General features: G+C 64.6%; 15 protein-coding genes. 11 read left to right on the top strand and 4 right to left on the bottom strand.

Going from position 1 to position 16,533, the window contains the following annotated elements; translation table 11 throughout:
• The first annotated feature begins 144 nt into the window (after nucleotides 1–144).
• The 3 genes from IRZ56_RS18120 to IRZ56_RS18110 all read left to right on the top strand — a co-directional run bounded on the left by IRZ56_RS18120 (nucleotide 145) and on the right by IRZ56_RS18110 (nucleotide 3,291).
• Nucleotides 145–600, top strand: a complete 456-nt coding sequence (locus IRZ56_RS18120; RefSeq protein ID WP_196146196.1) for a MaoC family dehydratase — start codon at nucleotides 145–147, stop codon at nucleotides 598–600.
• A gap of 286 nt (nucleotides 601–886) precedes the next feature.
• Nucleotides 887–2,620 carry a C13 family peptidase gene (locus IRZ56_RS18115; RefSeq protein WP_196146195.1) on the top strand — a complete coding sequence of 578 codons (1,734 nt, stop codon included), beginning with the start codon at nucleotides 887–889 and terminating at the stop codon, nucleotides 2,618–2,620.
• A gap of 26 nt (nucleotides 2,621–2,646) precedes the next feature.
• Nucleotides 2,647–3,291, top strand: coding sequence for an oxidoreductase (locus tag IRZ56_RS18110; protein ID WP_196146194.1), 645 nt, complete (start codon nucleotides 2,647–2,649; stop codon nucleotides 3,289–3,291).
• An 85-nt stretch (nucleotides 3,292–3,376) separates the two neighbouring features.
• Here the strand turns inward: IRZ56_RS18110 and IRZ56_RS18105 are convergent, their stop codons facing one another.
• The 4 genes from IRZ56_RS18105 to IRZ56_RS18090 form a co-directional block, all read right to left on the bottom strand.
• Nucleotides 3,377–3,664 carry a YceK/YidQ family lipoprotein gene (locus IRZ56_RS18105; RefSeq protein ID WP_196146193.1) on the bottom strand — a complete coding sequence of 96 codons (288 nt, stop codon included), beginning with the start codon at nucleotides 3,662–3,664 and terminating at the stop codon, nucleotides 3,377–3,379.
• A complete protein-coding gene (gene ubiX, locus IRZ56_RS18100; RefSeq protein ID WP_084855567.1) occupies nucleotides 3,661–4,290 on the bottom strand; it encodes a flavin prenyltransferase UbiX in 630 nt (209 codons plus the stop codon). The genes IRZ56_RS18105 and ubiX overlap by 4 nt, the downstream gene beginning before the upstream one ends.
• Nucleotides 4,287–5,636, bottom strand: coding sequence for a UDP-N-acetylmuramate:L-alanyl-gamma-D-glutamyl-meso-diaminopimelate ligase (gene mpl, locus IRZ56_RS18095; RefSeq protein WP_196146192.1), 1,350 nt, complete (start codon nucleotides 5,634–5,636; stop codon nucleotides 4,287–4,289). The genes ubiX and mpl overlap by 4 nt, the downstream gene beginning before the upstream one ends.
• A gap of 66 nt (nucleotides 5,637–5,702) precedes the next feature.
• Nucleotides 5,703–7,721 carry a sigma-54-dependent Fis family transcriptional regulator gene (locus IRZ56_RS18090; RefSeq protein WP_196146191.1) on the bottom strand — a complete coding sequence of 673 codons (2,019 nt, stop codon included), beginning with the start codon at nucleotides 7,719–7,721 and terminating at the stop codon, nucleotides 5,703–5,705.
• A 266-nt stretch (nucleotides 7,722–7,987) separates the two neighbouring features.
• Here IRZ56_RS18090 and IRZ56_RS18085 point away from each other — a divergent pair, with 266 nt between their 5' ends.
• The 8 genes from IRZ56_RS18085 to ppa all read left to right on the top strand — a co-directional run bounded on the left by IRZ56_RS18085 (nucleotide 7,988) and on the right by ppa (nucleotide 16,404).
• Nucleotides 7,988–9,508 (top strand): aldehyde dehydrogenase family protein, encoded by a 1,521-nt coding sequence (locus tag IRZ56_RS18085; RefSeq protein WP_196146190.1) that lies wholly within the window; start codon nucleotides 7,988–7,990, stop codon nucleotides 9,506–9,508.
• Nucleotides 9,509–9,704: 196 nt separating this feature from the next.
• Nucleotides 9,705–11,153 carry an ethanolamine permease gene (gene eat / locus IRZ56_RS18080; RefSeq protein ID WP_196146189.1) on the top strand — a complete coding sequence of 483 codons (1,449 nt, stop codon included), beginning with the start codon at nucleotides 9,705–9,707 and terminating at the stop codon, nucleotides 11,151–11,153.
• Nucleotides 11,154–11,201: 48 nt separating this feature from the next.
• On the top strand, nucleotides 11,202–12,596 hold the full coding sequence (locus tag IRZ56_RS18075) for an ethanolamine ammonia-lyase subunit EutB (RefSeq protein ID WP_196146188.1): 1,395 nt from the start codon (nucleotides 11,202–11,204) through the stop codon (nucleotides 12,594–12,596).
• Nucleotides 12,597–12,604: 8 nt separating this feature from the next.
• Entirely contained in the window at nucleotides 12,605–13,423 is an 819-nt protein-coding gene (eutC, locus tag IRZ56_RS18070) for an ethanolamine ammonia-lyase subunit EutC (protein WP_196146187.1), read from the top strand.
• A gap of 107 nt (nucleotides 13,424–13,530) precedes the next feature.
• Complete coding sequence (locus IRZ56_RS18065) at nucleotides 13,531–13,989, top strand: GNAT family N-acetyltransferase (RefSeq protein ID WP_196146186.1); 459 nt, start codon at nucleotides 13,531–13,533, stop codon at nucleotides 13,987–13,989.
• 325 nt (nucleotides 13,990–14,314) lie between these two features.
• Nucleotides 14,315–14,962 (top strand): DedA family protein, encoded by a 648-nt coding sequence (locus tag IRZ56_RS18060; RefSeq protein WP_196146185.1) that lies wholly within the window; start codon nucleotides 14,315–14,317, stop codon nucleotides 14,960–14,962.
• Nucleotides 14,963–14,968: 6 nt separating this feature from the next.
• A complete protein-coding gene (locus IRZ56_RS18055; protein WP_196146184.1) occupies nucleotides 14,969–15,784 on the top strand; it encodes a zinc-dependent peptidase in 816 nt (271 codons plus the stop codon).
• Nucleotides 15,785–15,876: 92 nt separating this feature from the next.
• The gene (ppa, locus tag IRZ56_RS18050) at nucleotides 15,877–16,404 is read left to right on the top strand and encodes an inorganic diphosphatase (protein ID WP_084857414.1); all 528 of its coding nucleotides are present in this window, start codon (nucleotides 15,877–15,879) and stop codon (nucleotides 16,402–16,404) included.
• The last annotated feature ends 129 nt before the right edge of the window (nucleotides 16,405–16,533 follow it).

Below are 16,533 nucleotides of genomic sequence, written 5' to 3'. Positions count from 1 at the left end.
CCATTATAAGCACGGCCTCAGGGCGTCTATAAGGCGATTTGCGGCGAAAAGATGACAACTTGACTGTATCGCAACGGCGTGCTCATCTTGCACCTTCGTACCAAGTCCGACTCATCGACGCGCAAGACAACCTGGAGAGTCACGATGCCCTACGTACCTGTTAGCGCGTTATCGAACTATGTCGGCAAATCTTTGGGGCGATCCGAGTGGCTGAAGATCGACCAGATGCGCATCAACCAGTTCGCCGAAGCCACCGGGGACTTCCAATTCATCCATGTGGACCCTGAAAAGGCGGCACGTACGCCGTTCGGCAGCACCATTGCCCATGGCTTTCTCACGTTGTCGCTGATCCCCAAGCTGATGGAGGATATCCTCGTGCTGCCCGAGGGTCTGAAGATGGCGCTCAACTATGGACTGGACAGCGTTCGGTTCATACAGCCGGTGAAGGTCGACAGCCGGGTACGGCTGAACGTCGAGCTGGCCGAGGCCACCGAGAAGAAGCCGGGGCAATGGCTGCTCAAGGTCACCGCCACGCTGGAGATTGAGGGCGAGGAGAAACCGGCGTACATCGCCGAACCCCTTTCGCTGTGTTTCGTCTGAACCGTCGCAGCTCCTTGAGGGGGCTTGCCCCGCGATTGGGCCGGGCCCGATATCACCGTCGCCTGGCAAGGGCTTCGCCCTTGATCGCGGGACAAGTCGGACCGCCGCACCGCAGCGCCCACAAAGGGAGGCTGCGCTAGCCGCTTGTTCGCTGCGCGACAGCGCAGCCCGAAGGGCTGGGTAAACGCTCACAGCAATTCACACTGCAACCAAGTGACACCAACCCCAGCTGTCTCCGCTTAGGCTTCTGCGGCATACTCGACGCATCGTTTGCCCGGAACCTGCCATGCGTGCCCTGCTGCCCCTGACCCTGACCCTGTTGCTCGCTGCCTGCGGCGAGGGCGAACCCTTGTCGCCGCCGGACGCCCGCCTGCCTGATGGCGGCCGCTACCGGGGCGAGGTAGTGGATGGCCTACTGCAAGGCGAGGGGCGCATCGACTACCCCAACGGCAGTTGGTATGCCGGCTCTTTCCAGAACGGCCAATGGCATGGCCAGGGCGAGTGGCATGGCAGCAATGGCGAGGTCTATCGTGGCCAGTTCGCCGAGGGCCTGTTCCATGGGCTGGGCGACCTGACCACCCCTGGCAGTCATTATGCCGGTACCTTCAAGCATGGCCGACGCGACGGCGAAGGCACCCTCAAGCAGAACGACCAGACCTACCGCGGTCAGTTCAAGGACGACCTGTACGAAGGCGCCGGCGAGCTCGAACTGGCCGACGGCAGCCGTTACCAGGGCCTATTCGCCAAGGGCAAACCCAATGGGGCCGGTGTGCGCAGCGATGCCAGCGGCAACCAGTTCAGCGGCCATTTCACCGACGGCCTGCTGCAGGGCAGCGGTACTTATGACAGCGTCGAAGGCGAGCAGTACATCGGCGAGTTCAAGGACAACCGCCTCGAAGGCCGCGGCCGTTACGAAAACGCTGAAGGCGACGTGTGGATCGGCGATTTCAAGGACGGCTCCCTGGACGGCCAAGGCGAAATGCTCGGCAGCGACGGCAGCCGCTACCGGGGCGGCTTCCGCGAATGGCGCTTCCATGGCCAGGGCCGTCTGCAACTGGCTGACGGCAGCCAGTACATCGGCGGCTTCGAGAACGATGCCTACCAGGGCGAAGGCCGGCTGATACAGGCCAACGGCAAGGTGAGCAAGGGGCATTGGGCCAACGGTGTGCGCGTGCGCGATGCCAAGGGCCGCCTGCTCCCCGACCCGCTTGACCTGGCCCTGCTCAACCAGGGCCGGCTGCTGGAACAGGCATTGGCGGCGGTGCCGCCCAGTCAGGCGCCCATCGAGCTGTACAGCCTGGTGGTGGCGGGTGATGGCCAGCAAAGCGTATTCCTGCGCGAGGCCGATTATGTCAGCAACATGCTCAAGGTACGCTTCGGCGCCCATGGCCAGGTAACCCTGGTCAACCACCGTGACCACATGGCCGATCGCCCCATGGCCACCCGCGAGAACCTCACCCGCGCCGCCCGCACCCTGGCCGAGCGCAGCGGCCCCGAGGACCTGGTGTTCATCTACCTGACCAGCCACGGCAGCCACGACCACCAACTGGTGCTCGACCAGCCACGCCTGCAATTGGCCGACCTCGCCGCCGACGAACTGGCCAGCGCCCTGGCCCCGCTCAAGGACCGTGACAAGGTCATTGTCATCTCGGCCTGCTATTCCGGTGGCTACATCGCCCCGCTCAAGGATGAGCGCACTCTGATCATGACCGCGGCGCGTCCGGACCGGGTGTCCTTCGGCTGCTCGGAAGAAGCTGACTTCACCTACTTCGGCGACGCCCTGTTCGCCGAGGCGCTGAACCAGACCGACGACCTGAAACAAGCGTTCGAACTGGCCCGCGCCAGTGTTGCCGAACGAGAAAGGAGAGAAGGCTTCGAAGCCTCCGAGCCGCAGCTCTGGGCACCACCGCCGGTGCTTGCACACTGGCAGCGCCTACGCCGGCAGCAGGCCGAAGAAGCCTTGCGCAATGAAGCCCAGCCAGCGGTGGGTGAACAGGAAAAATCACCTGCCACCCACTAAGCTGTGTGTAACAAGGGAGAGACATCATGTACTTGACGCCTCAGCATGTATTACTTGCCGGAGCAACAGGCCTGACGGGTGAACACCTGCTCGACCGGCTGCTCAACGAACCCACCATCAGCCGGGTGCTGGCCCCTACCCGTCGGCCCCTGGCCGAGCATCCGCACTTGGAAAACCCCGTGGGCGACCCGGCCGTGTTTCTCCCGCAACTGGCCGGCCGCGTCGATATCGCCTTCTGCTGCCTGGGCACTACGCTCAAGCAGGCCGGATCGGAACGGGCTTTCCGCGCCGTCGACCTGGACATGGTCGTGGCCTTCAGCAAGCGCGCCCGGGAAATGGGCGCCCGTCATCTGCTGGTGGTCAGTGCGCTGGGGGCCGACCCCAAGTCGTCGATCTTCTACAACCGGGTCAAGGGCGAAATGGAAGAAGCGCTCAAGGCCCAGGACTGGCCGCAGCTGACCATCGTCCGGCCTTCGCTGCTGCTGGGCGAGCGCCTGGAGCCGCGGATGGGTGAGCGCCTGGCAGCGCCGTTCTCGCGCCTGATACCTGGCAAGTACCGGGGGATCGAGGCCTGCACCTTGGCCCGGGCCCTGTGGCGCCTGGCGCTGGAGGAAGAAGATGGGGTGCGGATCGTCGAGTCCGACGAGTTGCGCAAGCTGGGCAAGAAATAACCCATGCATACCTTCCAGCCCCAAATCGCCGGCACGCCGGCTCCCACACAGACCCAGTGGGAGCCGACTTACCGGCAATTTGGGCTCATAGCCCGCCGCTAGCCTGGAAACCAACCCCCAACGCCGTCAGCAACGACAACGGCAGCAACAGGGTATCGAGCAACGCGCTCCCCGGCAGGTCCAGGCCAGGATGCGCTGGTGCCTTGGCCCCGAAACGATCCTCTGGGCAACATCCCCCGTTCATCGCATACAGGTCCAGCCGCGTCCCGGCATACACCACCGGCGCGCCCGGTTTGTTGGCATCCAGGGTTCGCACGGTCGCGCAGCCACCGAGCAGGGCCAGCACCAACAGCCCCGTCAGTGCGCGCCTCAATCGTCTACCCCGAAGTGATGCTCGCCCCAGCGTGGCAGCATGTCCTGCGGGATGCTCATCAGATTGAGGATACGCGCCACCACGAAATCGACGAGGTCGTCGATGGTCTGGGGCTGGTGATAGAAGCCCGGCGCCGCCGGCAGGATCACAGCACCCATCTGCGACAGCTTGAGCATGTTCTCCAGGTGGATGGTCGAGAACGGCGCCTCGCGCGGTACCAGGATCAACTGGCGCCGCTCCTTCAAGGTCACGTCCGCGGCTCGTTCGATCAGGTTGTTGCAGGCACCTGTGGCGATGGCCGACAAGGTGCCGGTGGAACAGGGCACCACCACCATGGCCGCAGGCGCGCCGGAGCCCGAGGCTACCGGCGCCATCCAGTCTTCCTTGCCGTACACGCGGATCTGCCCGTCGGCAGCACCGGTGTACTCGGTCAGGAATGCCTGCATCGCCTGGGGCTTGGCCGGCAGCACTACGTCCGTCTCGGTGGCCATCACCAGCTGCGCCGCCTTGGAGATGAGGAAATGCACCTCGCGATCCTCACGCACCAGGCAGTCGAGCAGGCGCAGGCCATACTGCGCCCCGGAGGCGCCGGTCATGGCCAGGGTAATGCGTTCCGGCCCGCTCACTTGAGGGCCTCGGCCAGTTTGCCGTGCAGGCCGCCGAAGCCGCCATTGCTCATGATCACCACATGCGTGCCTGGGCGGGCCTGGCCCTTGACCCGCTCGATGATCGCCTCGAGGCTGTCGGCCACCACGGCCGGTACCTTGCATTGCGCTGCCGTGGTCGCCAGGTCCCAGCCCAGGTTGGGCGGTGCGTACCAGATCACCTGGTCGGCGTCGTCGACGCTGTCCGGCAGGCCATCGCGGTGGGCACCGAGCTTCATGGAGTTGGAACGCGGTTCGATGACCGCGATCACCGGCGCCTCGCCGACACGCTTGCGCAGGCCGTCGAGGGTGGTGGCAATGGCCGTCGGGTGGTGGGCAAAGTCGTCATAGATGGTGACGCCCTGAACTTCGGCCACTTTCTCCATGCGCCGCTTGACGCTTTTGAAGGCGCTCAGGCCTTCAATGGCCATGGCCGGGGCCACGCCTACATGGCGGGCCGCCGCCAGGGTCGCCAAGGCATTGGCCACGTTGTGCTGGCCGGTCAGCGCCCACTCGACCACACCCTGCACCGCGCCCTCGAACAGCACCTCGAAGTGCGAACCATCGGCGCTGAGCAGCCGGGCCTGCCATTGACCGCCTTCTCCGGTCGTCTGAACCGGCGTCCAGCAACCCATGCCGATCACGCGCTCCAGGGCTTGTTCGGTGGTGGGGTGGATGACCAGGCCTTCGCTGGGGATGGTTCGTACCAAATGATGGAACTGCCGCTCGATGGAGGCAAGGTCCGGGAAGATGTCCGCATGATCGAACTCAAGGTTATTGAGAATCGCTGTGCGTGGATGGTAGTGGACGAACTTGGAGCGCTTGTCGAAGAAGGCGCTGTCGTATTCATCGGCCTCGACCACGAAGAACGGAGTGTCGCCCAGGCGGGCCGACACGGAGAAATTCTGCGGCACGCCGCCGATCAGGAAGCCCGGGCTCATGCCGGCATGCTCCAGAACCCAGGCCAGCATGCTGCTGGTGGTGGTCTTGCCGTGGGTCCCGGCGACAGCCAGCACCCAGCGCCCCTGCAGCACGTGGTCCGCCAGCCACTGCGGGCCGGAGACGTAGGGCAGGCCTTTGTTCAGCACGTATTCCACCGCAGGGTTGCCCCGGGACATGGCGTTGCCGATCACCACCAGGTCGGGGGCCGGCTCCAGCTGAGCCGGATCATAACCCTGGGTCAACTGGATGCCCTGGGCTTCGAGTTGGGTGCTCATCGGGGGGTAGACGTTGGCGTCCGAGCCGGTGACCCGGTGGCCCAGCTCCTTGGCCAGCACCGCCAGCGAACCCATGAAAGTGCCGCAAATACCGAGAATGTGAATGTGCATGATCGACCTCGCAAAACGTCGAGGCAGGGTAGCCCAGGGCGAGGGAAATCGCACTCGCTGTTTCGTTCAGCCGACCTTCGAGATGCCGTGCTTGCGCAGTTTTCGATACAAGGTATTGCGGCTGATGCCCAGATGTTCAGCGACCTGAGTCATGTGCCAACGCCTTTCTTCGAGCACCGCCAGTAACGTGGCCCGTTCGGCCTCCTCGAGCGTGGCCGGCTCCCTGTGGGAGCGGGCTTGTCCCACGATTGGGCCGGGCCCGATATCACCGTCGCCTGGCAAGGGCTTCGCCCTTGATCGCGGGACAAGCCCGCAAGCCGCTTGTGCTCCGCGCGACGGGTGATCTTCCACAGGGTTGGCGACTGCTCTGACGATGGAGGGAAGGTCGGAAAACTCAATGCGATTGCCTTCGCACAGCGCTACCAGGGTTCGCAGCACATTGCGCATCTGTCGCACGTTGCCGGGCCAGGCGAAGTCCAGCAAAGCCTGACGTGCGGGCGGTGCGAGGTCGATGGCCTGGCCGTTGGCTTCCTGGCGCAGCAGGAAGTCCAGCAACTGCGCCTTGTCGCTGCGCTCACGCACCGCCGGCAAGGCCACTTCCAGGCCATTGAGCCGGTAATAGAGGTCTTCACGGAACGTGCCCTCCTGCACCCGCTCCAGCAGGTCGCGATGGGTCGCGCTGATGATGCGCACATCGACCGCCTGGGGCTCGCCTCCGATCGGCACCACCTGGCGCTCCTCCAGTACCCGCAGGAGGCGAGTCTGCAACGCCAGTGGCATGTCACCGATTTCATCGAGCAGCAAGGTGCCACCGTCGGCCTGCAACAGCTTGCCGCGCATGCCTTCTTTGCGGGCTCCGGTGAAGGTGCCGCCGCGATAGCCGAACAGCTCGCTCTCGATCAGGCTCTCGGGGATCGACGCGCAGTTGATGGCCACGAACGGCTTGTGCCGACGCTGACTGGCCTGGTGCACGGCCTGGGCGAACGCCTCCTTGCCGCAACCGGTCTCGCCGCACAACAGCAGCGGTACGTCACGCTCGAACACGCGCACGGCGCGGTGCAGATCCTGCGCCAGCGCCGGGTCCAGCAGGCAGATGCCCGCAGGCGTCTCGCGCCGGACCTCAGGCAGGCTCGCAGGCACCGCCCACGTCGAAGTACGCCCCTGGCCGCGCAGACTGGCAAAGACCTGGCGACCGTCGCGGGTATGCAACGGCCAGGCAGTACTGCCCTGGGGCGTGGCGCGGCCGAACAGCTCGTCGAGACTGCAGGCGAAGAACATTTCCACCGGCTTGCCGAGCATCCCGCCACGGATGGTGCCCAGCAAGTTAAGAGCACTCTGGTTGACCGCGCAGATCCGCCCGTTACCGTCGAAGGCCACCAGCCCTTCGCTGAACAGCCCAACCGATTCGGCCTGCAAATGGAAACGCAGCAGCCATTGATTCTCGAAATGACGCAGGAAGTAGCAGCTCTCGATCATTTTTGCCGAAAGATTGACCAGCGCCATGGTGTGGAACTGGCTCTGACGCGAGACATCCGGGCGCGCCGAAGACACATCGAGCACCGCCAGCAACTCGCCGTGCGGGTCGAACACCGGGCTGGCCGAACAGGTCAAGCCAGTGTGCCGGCCGCGAAAGTGCTCGCCCTGGTGGATGGTCAGCGCCTGGCGCTCGACCAGGCAGGTGCCGATGCCGTTGGTGCCTTCACTGGCCTCGCTCCAATCGGCGCCCAGCCACAACCCGGCACGCTCGAAGATACGCCGCTCGGTAGGGGCAGTAACGCAGTTGAGGATCACCCCGCGGGCATCGGTCAGCAACACCGCATGGCCGGCACCGGACAGCTGCTGGTGCAGGCTGTTCATTTCCGTGTCGGCGATTTGCAGCACCTGGCGCAGGCGCTCGCGGCTTTCCAGCAGGCGGCCATGCTCCAGCACGACGGGTGCCTGGGCCAGCGCCGGGTCCAGATGGTAGTCCTCCAGGCAGCGCAGCCAGGAGCGGGCGATCGACGGGTCGCTGCCCGGCCCGCTGGCCTGGCCACGGGCGACCGTGAGGACCTGGTGGGCGTGGCGGCTGAAGGCGTTGCTCTGCATCGTTCTTGTTCTCCGCAGATAGAGCGTCCCGCCAGCATCCTCCACCCATCGATGCATTGCAATGGCGCACTGACCGGCGAGTCATGGGTTGCGCCAACAGCGGTACAAACTGTCACACAGGGCGTGCCACAGTTGTCACACAAACCACTGCGCCAGCCATCGAGCACCGGCCAACCCCTTGATTTTCAAGGGTGCGACGGCACTGGCCCGACCTTTGCTCTACGCTTTTGAACTCCGCAACAAACACAATAGCCAGGAGACACACCATGCGTTACGCACATCCGGGTACCGAAGGCGCGAAAATCTCCTTCAAGAGCCGCTACGGCAACTACATCGGCGGTGAGTTCGTTCCTCCGGTCAAGGGTGAGTACTTCACCAACACCTCGCCGGTGAACGGCCAGCCGATCGCTGAATTCCCCCGTTCCACCGCCGAGGACATCGACAAGGCCCTCGACGCCGCCCACGCCGCCGCCGATGCCTGGGGCCGCACCTCGGTGCAGGACCGCTCGAACGTGCTGCTGCGCATCGCCGACCGCATCGAACAGAACCTGGAAATCCTGGCCATCACCGAAACCTGGGACAACGGCAAACCGATCCGCGAAACCCTCAACGCCGACATCCCGCTGGCCGTGGACCACTTCCGCTACTTCGCCGGCTGCATCCGCGCCCAGGAAGGCGGCGCCGCCGAGATCAACGAAAGCACTGTGGCCTACCACATCCACGAGCCGCTGGGCGTGGTTGGGCAGATCATCCCGTGGAACTTCCCGCTGCTGATGGCCGCCTGGAAGCTGGCCCCGGCCCTGGCCGCCGGCAACTGCGTGGTGCTCAAGCCTGCCGAGCAGACCCCGCTGGGCATCACCGTGCTGCTCGAGCTGATCGGCGACCTGCTGCCCAAGGGCGTGCTCAACGTGGTGCAAGGCTTCGGTCGCGAGGCCGGCGAGGCCCTGGCCACCAGCAAGCGCATCGCCAAGATCGCCTTCACCGGCTCCACCCCGGTGGGCTCGCACATCATGAAGTGCGCGGCCGAGAACATCATCCCGTCCACCGTGGAGCTGGGCGGCAAGTCGCCGAACGTGTACTTCGAGGACATCATGAAGGCCGAGCCGGCCTTCATCGACAAGGCCGCCGAGGGCATGGTGCTGGCCTTCTTCAACCAGGGCGAGGTGTGCACCTGCCCATCGCGGGCGCTGGTGCAGGAGTCGATCTACGACGAATTCATGCAGGTGGTGATGAAGAAGGTCCTGCAGATCAAGCGTGGCGACCCGCTGGACACCGACACCATGGTCGGCGCCCAGGCCTCGCAGCAGCAGTTCGAGAAGATCCTCTCTTACCTGGAGATCGCCCAGAAGGAAGGCGCCGAGCTGCTGACCGGCGGCAAGGTGGAAAAACTCGAAGGCAGCCTGGCCACCGGCTATTACATCCAGCCGACCCTGCTCAAGGGCAACAACCGCATGCGCGTGTTCCAGGAAGAGATCTTCGGCCCGGTGGTCAGCGTCACCACCTTCAAGGACGAAGCCGAGGCCCTGGCCATCGCCAACGACACCGAGTTCGGCCTCGGCGCAGGCGTATGGACCCGCGACATCAACCGCGCTTACCGCATGGGCCGCGGCATCAAGGCAGGCCGCGTGTGGACCAACTGCTACCACCTGTATCCGGCCCATGCCGCGTTCGGTGGCTACAAGAAGTCCGGCGTGGGCCGTGAAACCCACAAGATGATGCTCGACCACTACCAGCAGACCAAGAACCTGCTGGTGAGCTACGACATCAATCCATTGGGCTTCTTCTAAACGGGCCATTGGGGCTGCTTTGCAGCCCTTTCGCGGCACAAGGCCGCTCCTACAAGGGGCAGCACGATCCCTGTAGGAGCGGCCTTGTGCCGCGAAAGAGCCGCGCAGCGGCTCCAACCCATCTGGCCCATTTCATGCAAAACCGATCACCACAGACCGCCCCTGCCGGTCATCAAGAAGAAAAAAGGTGAACACCATGCCAAGCGATCATTCCGGCAGCGCGCCGGCGAGCTCCTCCGTTGACTTCGAAAAAGTCGACGCGGACTATTTCCAACACCGACAACTGAAGAAAGGCGCCGCCGGCTGGGTCCTGCTGGTGGGCCTGGGCGTGGCCTACGTCATCTCCGGCGACTACGCCGGCTGGAACTTCGGCCTAGCCCAAGGCGGCTGGGGCGGCATGTTCCTGGCCACCTTGCTGATGGCCACCATGTACCTGTGCATGTGCTTCTCGTTGGCCGAACTGTCGTCGATGATCCCGACCGCCGGCGGTGGCTACGGCTTCGCCCGTAGTGCCTTCGGGCCCTGGGGCGGATTCCTCACTGGCACGGCGATCCTCATCGAGTACGCCATCGCACCCGCAGCCATTGCCACCTTCATCGGCGCCTATTGCCAATCGTTGTTCGGCATCGGCGGCTGGATGATCTACTTGGCCTTCTATATCGTATTCATCGGCATCCACATCTTCGGCGTCGGTGAAGCCCTCAAGCTTATGTTCATCATCACCGCCATCGCCGCGATCGCCCTGGCAGTGTTCCTGGTGGCCATGGTGCCCCATTTCGATGCAGCCAACCTGTTCGACATCGCCCAGACCGATGCCGCCGGCGCCAGCAGCTTCCTGCCGTTCGGCTATGTCGGTATCTGGGCGGCGATTCCCTACGCCATCTGGTTCTTCCTGGCCGTCGAAGGTGTGCCCCTGGCCGCCGAGGAAACCAAGAACCCACGCCGCGACCTGCCGCGCGGCCTGATCGGCGCCATGCTGGTACTGGTGGCCTTCGCCCTGCTGATCCTGGTGGTCGGCCCTGGCGGCGCGGGCTCCGAAGCTCTCAAGGCCTCGGGCAATCCGCTGGTCGAGGCACTGGCCAAGGCCTACGGCGGTTCCACCTGGATGGGCAGCTTCGTCAACCTGGTGGGCCTGGCCGGCCTGATCGCCAGCTTCTTCTCGATCATCTACGCCTATTCACGGCAGATCTTCGCGCTGTCCCGTGCCGGCTACCTGCCGCGCAAGCTCTCGGAAACCAACAAGAGCAAGGCTCCCGTGCTGGCCCTGGTGATCCCTGGAATCATTGGCTTCGCCCTGTCGCTGACCGGCCAGGGCGACCTGCTGATCCTGGTCGCCGTGTTCGGTGCGACCCTCTCCTACGTGCTGATGATGGCCGCGCATATCACCCTGCGCATCCGTCGCCCCAAGATGGAACGCCCCTACCGTACGCCGGGCGGCATCTTCACCTCGGGCCTGGCCCTGGTGCTGGCTTGCGTGGCCGTGGTCGCAGGCTTCCTGGTCGACCCCCGCGTGGTGATTGGCGCTGCGGTGATCTATGGGGTATTAATTGCCTACTTTGCTTTCTACAGCCGTCATCACCTGGTGGCGGGGACGCCGGAAGAGGAATTCGCCGCGATCCAGAAGGCCGAAGAGGCCCTGCACTGATCGCCGACTTACGCCGCGGGCAGACCCGCGGCGCTCTGGAGATTCTGTATGGCAAGTTTCGTACACACGGTGGGCAACCAGGTCTACCGCTTCGACAGCCTCAAGGACGTGATGGCCAAAGCCAGCCCGGCACGTTCGGGCGACTTTCTGGCCGGTGTCGCGGCCAGCAACGACGGCGAGCGGGTCGCCGCGCAGATGGCGCTGGCCGATATCCCGCTCAAGCACTTCCTGAGCGAAGCGCTGATCCCCTACGAAAGCGATGAAGTCACCCGGCTGATCATCGATACCCACGACGCCCAGGCATTCGCCCCGGTCAGCCACCTGACCGTCGGCGGGCTGCGCGACTGGCTGCTGAGCGAACAGGCCAACGAGGACAGCCTGCGCGCCCTGGCCAAGGGCCTGACCCCGGAAATGGCCGCGGCGGTGTCGAAGATCATGCGCGTCCAGGACCTGGTGCTGGCGGCACAGAAGATCCGCGTGGTCACCCAGTTCCGTGGCACCATGGGCCTGCGCGGACGCCTGTCGACCCGCCTGCAGCCCAACCACCCCACCGACGAGCCGGCCGGCATCGCCGCCAGCATTCTCGATGGCCTGCTCTACGGCAATGGCGACGCCATGATCGGCATCAACCCGGCCACCGATAGCATCGCCTCGATCTGTGCCCTGCTGGAAATGCTCGACGCCATCATCCAGCGCTACCAGATCCCCACCCAGGCCTGCGTGCTCACCCACGTCACCACCTCGATCGAAGCGATCAATCGCGGCGTGCCGCTGGACCTGGTGTTCCAGTCCATCGCCGGAACCGAGGCGGCCAACGCCGGCTTCGGCATCAATCTCAATGTGCTCCAGGAAGGCTACGAGGCAGGCCTCTCGCTCAAGCGCGGCACCGTCGGCCAGAACCTCATGTACTTCGAGACCGGCCAGGGCAGTGCGCTGTCGGCCAATGCCCACCATGGCGTCGACCAACAGACTTGCGAAACCCGCGCCTATGCCGTGGCCCGGCATTTCAACCCGTTCCTGGTCAACACCGTGGTCGGTTTCATCGGCCCGGAGTACCTGTACAACGGCAAGCAGATCATCCGCGCGGGCCTCGAGGACCATTTCTGCGGCAAGCTGCTGGGCGTGCCCATGGGCTGCGACATCTGCTACACCAACCATGCCGAGGCCGACCAGGACGACATGGACACCCTGCTGACTTTGCTGGGCGTGGCCGGGATCAACTTCATCATGGGCATTCCGGGCTCGGACGACATCATGCTCAATTACCAGACCACCTCGTTCCACGACGCGCTCTATGCACGTCAGACCCTGGGCCTCAAGCCCGGGCCGGAATTCGAGGCGTGGCTCGAACGCACCGGCATCTTCACCCAGGCCGATGGCCGGGTACGCTTCGGCGACAATCTGCCGCCAGCCTTCCGCCAGGCCCTGGCGCAGCTTGCATAGGGATGACCATGGACCGACCTACCACCACGCCTGAAAACCCTTGGCTGGCCCTGCGCAACCTGACCCCGGCGCGCATCGCCCTGGGCCGCACCGGCATCAGCCTGCCGACCGGCGCCCAGCTGGACTTCCAGTTCGCCCACGCCCAGGCCCGCGATGCCGTGCATCTGCCGTTCGACCATGCCGGCCTGCGCCAGCAACTGGCTGACCGTGGCCGCGAAAGCCTGCTGCTGCACAGCGCCGCCAGCGATCGCAACCAATACCTGCAACGCCCCGACTTGGGCCGGCGCCTGAACGACGCATCGGCCCAGCGCCTGCGCGAGCATGCCCAGGCCAACCCGGGCGGCATCGATGTGGCGATCGTGGTCGCCGATGGCCTGTCGGCCCTGGCCGTGCACCGCCATACCCTGCCCTTCCTGGCCCGTTTCGAGGAGCAGGCCGCCGCCGACGGCTGGACCAGCGCACCGGTGGTACTGGTGGAACAAGGCCGCGTCGCGGTGGGTGACGAGGTGGGCGAACTGCTCGGCGCACGCATGACCGTGATGTTGATTGGCGAGCGCCCGGGCCTGAGCTCACCCGACAGCCTGGGCCTGTACTTCACCTACGGCCCCAAGGTCGGCCTGACCGACGCCTACCGCAACTGCATCTCCAACGTGCGCCTGGAGGGCCTGAGCTACGGCATGGCCGCCCACCGCCTGCTGTACCTGATGCGTGAGGCCTGCCGTCGGCAGCTTTCCGGGGTGAACCTCAAGGATGAAGCCGAGGTGCACAGCATCGAGACCGACGGCGCCCCCGGCAAAAGCGGCAATTTCCTGCTCGGGGAAGGGTAAGAAACCTGTAACACCCGGCGGATTGCGCTTTACGCAGGCTTTGGGGCAGCATGCAATCAACGCCGTGGCAATCCGCTGTATCCCCAAATGGACTCTGAGGGCCGCACATGCGCATCATCAAGGCAACCCTGGAACACCTCGACCTGCTGACGCCCTTGTTCGTGAAATATCGCGAGTTCTATGGGCAACTGCCTTACCCGGACAGCTCGCGCAGCTTCTTGGAAAAACGCCTCAAGCGCGATGAGTCAGTGATCTACCTGGCCCTGCCGGACGACGATGACAGCCGCATCCTTGGCTTCTGCCAGCTCTACCCGAGCTTCTCATCGCTGTCGCTCAAGCGCGTGTGGATCCTCAACGACATCTATGTGGCCGAAGACTCCCGGCGCATGCTGGTGGCCGATCACCTGATGCGCGAAGCCAAGAAGATGGCCAAGGCCACCAATGCCGTGCGCATGCGCGTCTCCACCAGTAGCGACAACGACGTGGCGCGCAAGACCTACGAGTCGATCGGCTTTCGCAAGGACACCGAGTTCGAGAACTACATACTGCCGATCACCCAGGACTGACACGCCTGTAGAAGCGGCCTTGTGCCGCGATCGGGCGCGAAGCGGCCGTAGATTCTGCCATCTCGTTTTGCCAGGTACTCCGCGATTGCCGATTTTGCGGCCGCTTCGCGCCCGATCGCGGCGCAAGGCCGCTCCTATACGAACAGGGTGTGCCACGCCGAAACCCGCCGCTACAAACTCCCCGGGCACATTCCTGACATCGCCGTATAATGCCCCCTCCTGTCATGTGTGAAAATTTACCCACCCGCAGGTAATCAAACCTACGCCCTTGGCACAGTCCGTCATCGTGCGCCCGTAGTCGCGGGTCAGAACACAGGTGTTGTACATGGAATTCAACCCGCTGGACCTTATCCTGCATCTCGATGCCTACCTCGATCTGCTGGTCACCAACTATGGCCCTTGGATCTACGCGATCCTCTTCGCAGTGATCTTCTGCGAGACTGGCTTGGTGGTCATGCCCTTCCTGCCCGGCGACTCGCTGCTGTTCATCGCTGGCGCCGTGGCCGCAGGCGGCGGCATGGACCCGGTCCTGCTGGCTGGCCTGTTGATGGCCGCCGCGATCCTCGGCGACAGCACCAACTACGTCATCGGCCGCACCACCGGCGAGCGCCTGTTCCGCAACCCGAACTCGAAGATCTTCCGCCGCGACTACCTGCAACGCACCCACGACTTCTACGAACGCCATGGCGGCAAGACCGTGACCATGGCGCGCTTCCTGCCGATCCTGCGCACCTTCGCACCGTTCGTCGCCGGCATCGCGCACATGCACTACCCGCGCTTCCTGGCCTTCAGCGTGGCCGGCTCGCTGTTGTGGGTGGGTGGTCTGGTGACCCTGGGCTACTTCTTCGGCAACGTGCCGTTCATCAAGCAGCACCTGTCGCTGATGGTGGTCGGGATCATCATCCTGTCGCTGGTGCCGATGATCCTCGGCCTGCTGCGCAGCCGCCTGGGCCGCACGGCCAAGGCCCACTGAACGGCCATGTGGTCATTGCGCGCCTGGCGGCGCCGGCGCACCCTGGCCCGCTACCCGGTCGACCCACAGCTGTGGCAGGCCGTGCGCGAGCGCCTGCCGCTGCTCGACGGCATCAGTGACGAAGAAGACCGCAGGCTACGCGAAGCCTGCGTACTGTTCCTGCACGACAAGCACCTGACGGCCCTGGACGGCGTCGAGCTGGACGACGAACAGCGCCTGTTTCTCGCCGCCCAGGCCCAACTGCCGCTGCTGCATCTGGGCGACCTGGATTGGTACCAAGGCTTTCACGAAATCATCCTCTACCCCGACGACTTCCTCAGCCCCCAGCGCCATCGCGACGCCAGCGGCGTGGAGCACACCTGGGACGCCGAGCACAGCGGCGAGGCCTGGCAACAGGGCCCGGTGATCCTGGCCTGGCCCGGGGTACTGGCCAGCGGCGGCTGGGAGGCCTACAACCTGGTGATCCATGAGCTGGCCCACAAGCTCGACATGCTCAACGGCGACGCCAACGGCCTGCCGCCGCTGCACAACGGCATGTCTGTGCAAGCCTGGGCCGATGCCATGCAGCAGGCCTTCGATGACATGAACCGGCAACTGGATGCCGACCCCGACACCGAGACGGCCATCGACCCCTACGCCGCGGAAAACCCCGCGGAGTTCTTCGCCGTCACCAGCGAGTACTTCTTCAGCGCCCCCGACCTGCTGCAGCAGGCTTATCCACAGGTGTACCGGCAACTTTCGCTGTTCTACCGGCAAGACCCGCTGGCGCGCCTGGAGCAGTTGCAGGCCGAGCACCCGCTATACCGCGAAACCCACGCCTGACGGGCCCGCACATCCGGCCGGGCGTGGCATGCCCGGTAGGAATGTGCCTATAATCGCCGCCACTTTTTGGTCAAACACGGGGGCACTGCCCAATGAGCTACAGCAAGATTCCGGCGGGCAAGGACCTGCCGAACGACATCTACGTCGCCATCGAGATCCCGGCCAACCACGCGCCGATCAAATACGAGATCGACAAGGACAGCGACGCCCTGTTCGTCGACCGTTTCATGGCCACCCCGATGTTCTATCCAGCCAACTACGGCTACATCCCGAACACCCTGGCCGACGACGGTGACCCGCTGGACGTGCTGGTCGTGACCCCTTACCCGGTCGCCCCAGGCTCGGTCATCCGCGCCCGTCCGGTCGGCATCCTGAACATGACCGACGACGGCGGCGGCGATGCCAAGGTCGTCGCAGTGCCTCACGACAAGCTGTCGCAGCTGTATGTCGACGTGAAGGAATACACCGACCTGCCGGCCCTGCTGATCCAGCAGATCGAACACTTCTTCGAGAACTACAAGGATCTCGAGAAGGGCAAGTGGGTCAAGATCGAAGGCTGGGAAGGCGCCGACGCCGCCCGCGCCGCGATCACCAAGTCGGTTGCCGCCTACAAAGGCTGATACCGAACTGAAGAAAAGCCCTGCTCCGGCAGGGTTTTTTTTGCCCGGAATTTGATCGGTGGGCATTTGCGCCCCATCGCCGGCAAGCCGGCTCCCACAAAAAAACGGAGCTACTGGTGGGAGCCGGCT

The organism is Pseudomonas guariconensis (genome assembly GCF_015680235.1).
GTDB lineage: Bacteria > Pseudomonadota > Gammaproteobacteria > Pseudomonadales > Pseudomonadaceae > Aquipseudomonas > Aquipseudomonas guariconensis_A.
This window is presented reverse-complemented; position numbering and strand designations above follow the sequence as displayed.

Coding starts and splice junctions, on each gene's coding strand:
- IRZ56_RS18120 (WP_196146196.1), top strand. CDS start 145: ATGCCCTACGTACCTGTTAGCGCGTTATCGAACTATGTCGGCAAATCT.
- IRZ56_RS18115 (WP_196146195.1), top strand. CDS start 887: ATGCGTGCCCTGCTGCCCCTGACCCTGACCCTGTTGCTCGCTGCCTGC.
- IRZ56_RS18110 (WP_196146194.1), top strand. CDS start 2,647: ATGTACTTGACGCCTCAGCATGTATTACTTGCCGGAGCAACAGGCCTG.
- mpl (WP_196146192.1), bottom strand. CDS start 5,636: ATGCACATTCACATTCTCGGTATTTGCGGCACTTTCATGGGTTCGCTG.
- IRZ56_RS18090 (WP_196146191.1), bottom strand. CDS start 7,721: ATGCAGAGCAACGCCTTCAGCCGCCACGCCCACCAGGTCCTCACGGTC.
- IRZ56_RS18085 (WP_196146190.1), top strand. CDS start 7,988: ATGCGTTACGCACATCCGGGTACCGAAGGCGCGAAAATCTCCTTCAAG.
- eat (WP_196146189.1), top strand. CDS start 9,705: ATGCCAAGCGATCATTCCGGCAGCGCGCCGGCGAGCTCCTCCGTTGAC.
- IRZ56_RS18075 (WP_196146188.1), top strand. CDS start 11,202: ATGGCAAGTTTCGTACACACGGTGGGCAACCAGGTCTACCGCTTCGAC.
- eutC (WP_196146187.1), top strand. CDS start 12,605: ATGGACCGACCTACCACCACGCCTGAAAACCCTTGGCTGGCCCTGCGC.
- IRZ56_RS18065 (WP_196146186.1), top strand. CDS start 13,531: ATGCGCATCATCAAGGCAACCCTGGAACACCTCGACCTGCTGACGCCC.
- IRZ56_RS18060 (WP_196146185.1), top strand. CDS start 14,315: ATGGAATTCAACCCGCTGGACCTTATCCTGCATCTCGATGCCTACCTC.
- IRZ56_RS18055 (WP_196146184.1), top strand. CDS start 14,969: ATGTGGTCATTGCGCGCCTGGCGGCGCCGGCGCACCCTGGCCCGCTAC.
- ppa (WP_084857414.1), top strand. CDS start 15,877: ATGAGCTACAGCAAGATTCCGGCGGGCAAGGACCTGCCGAACGACATC.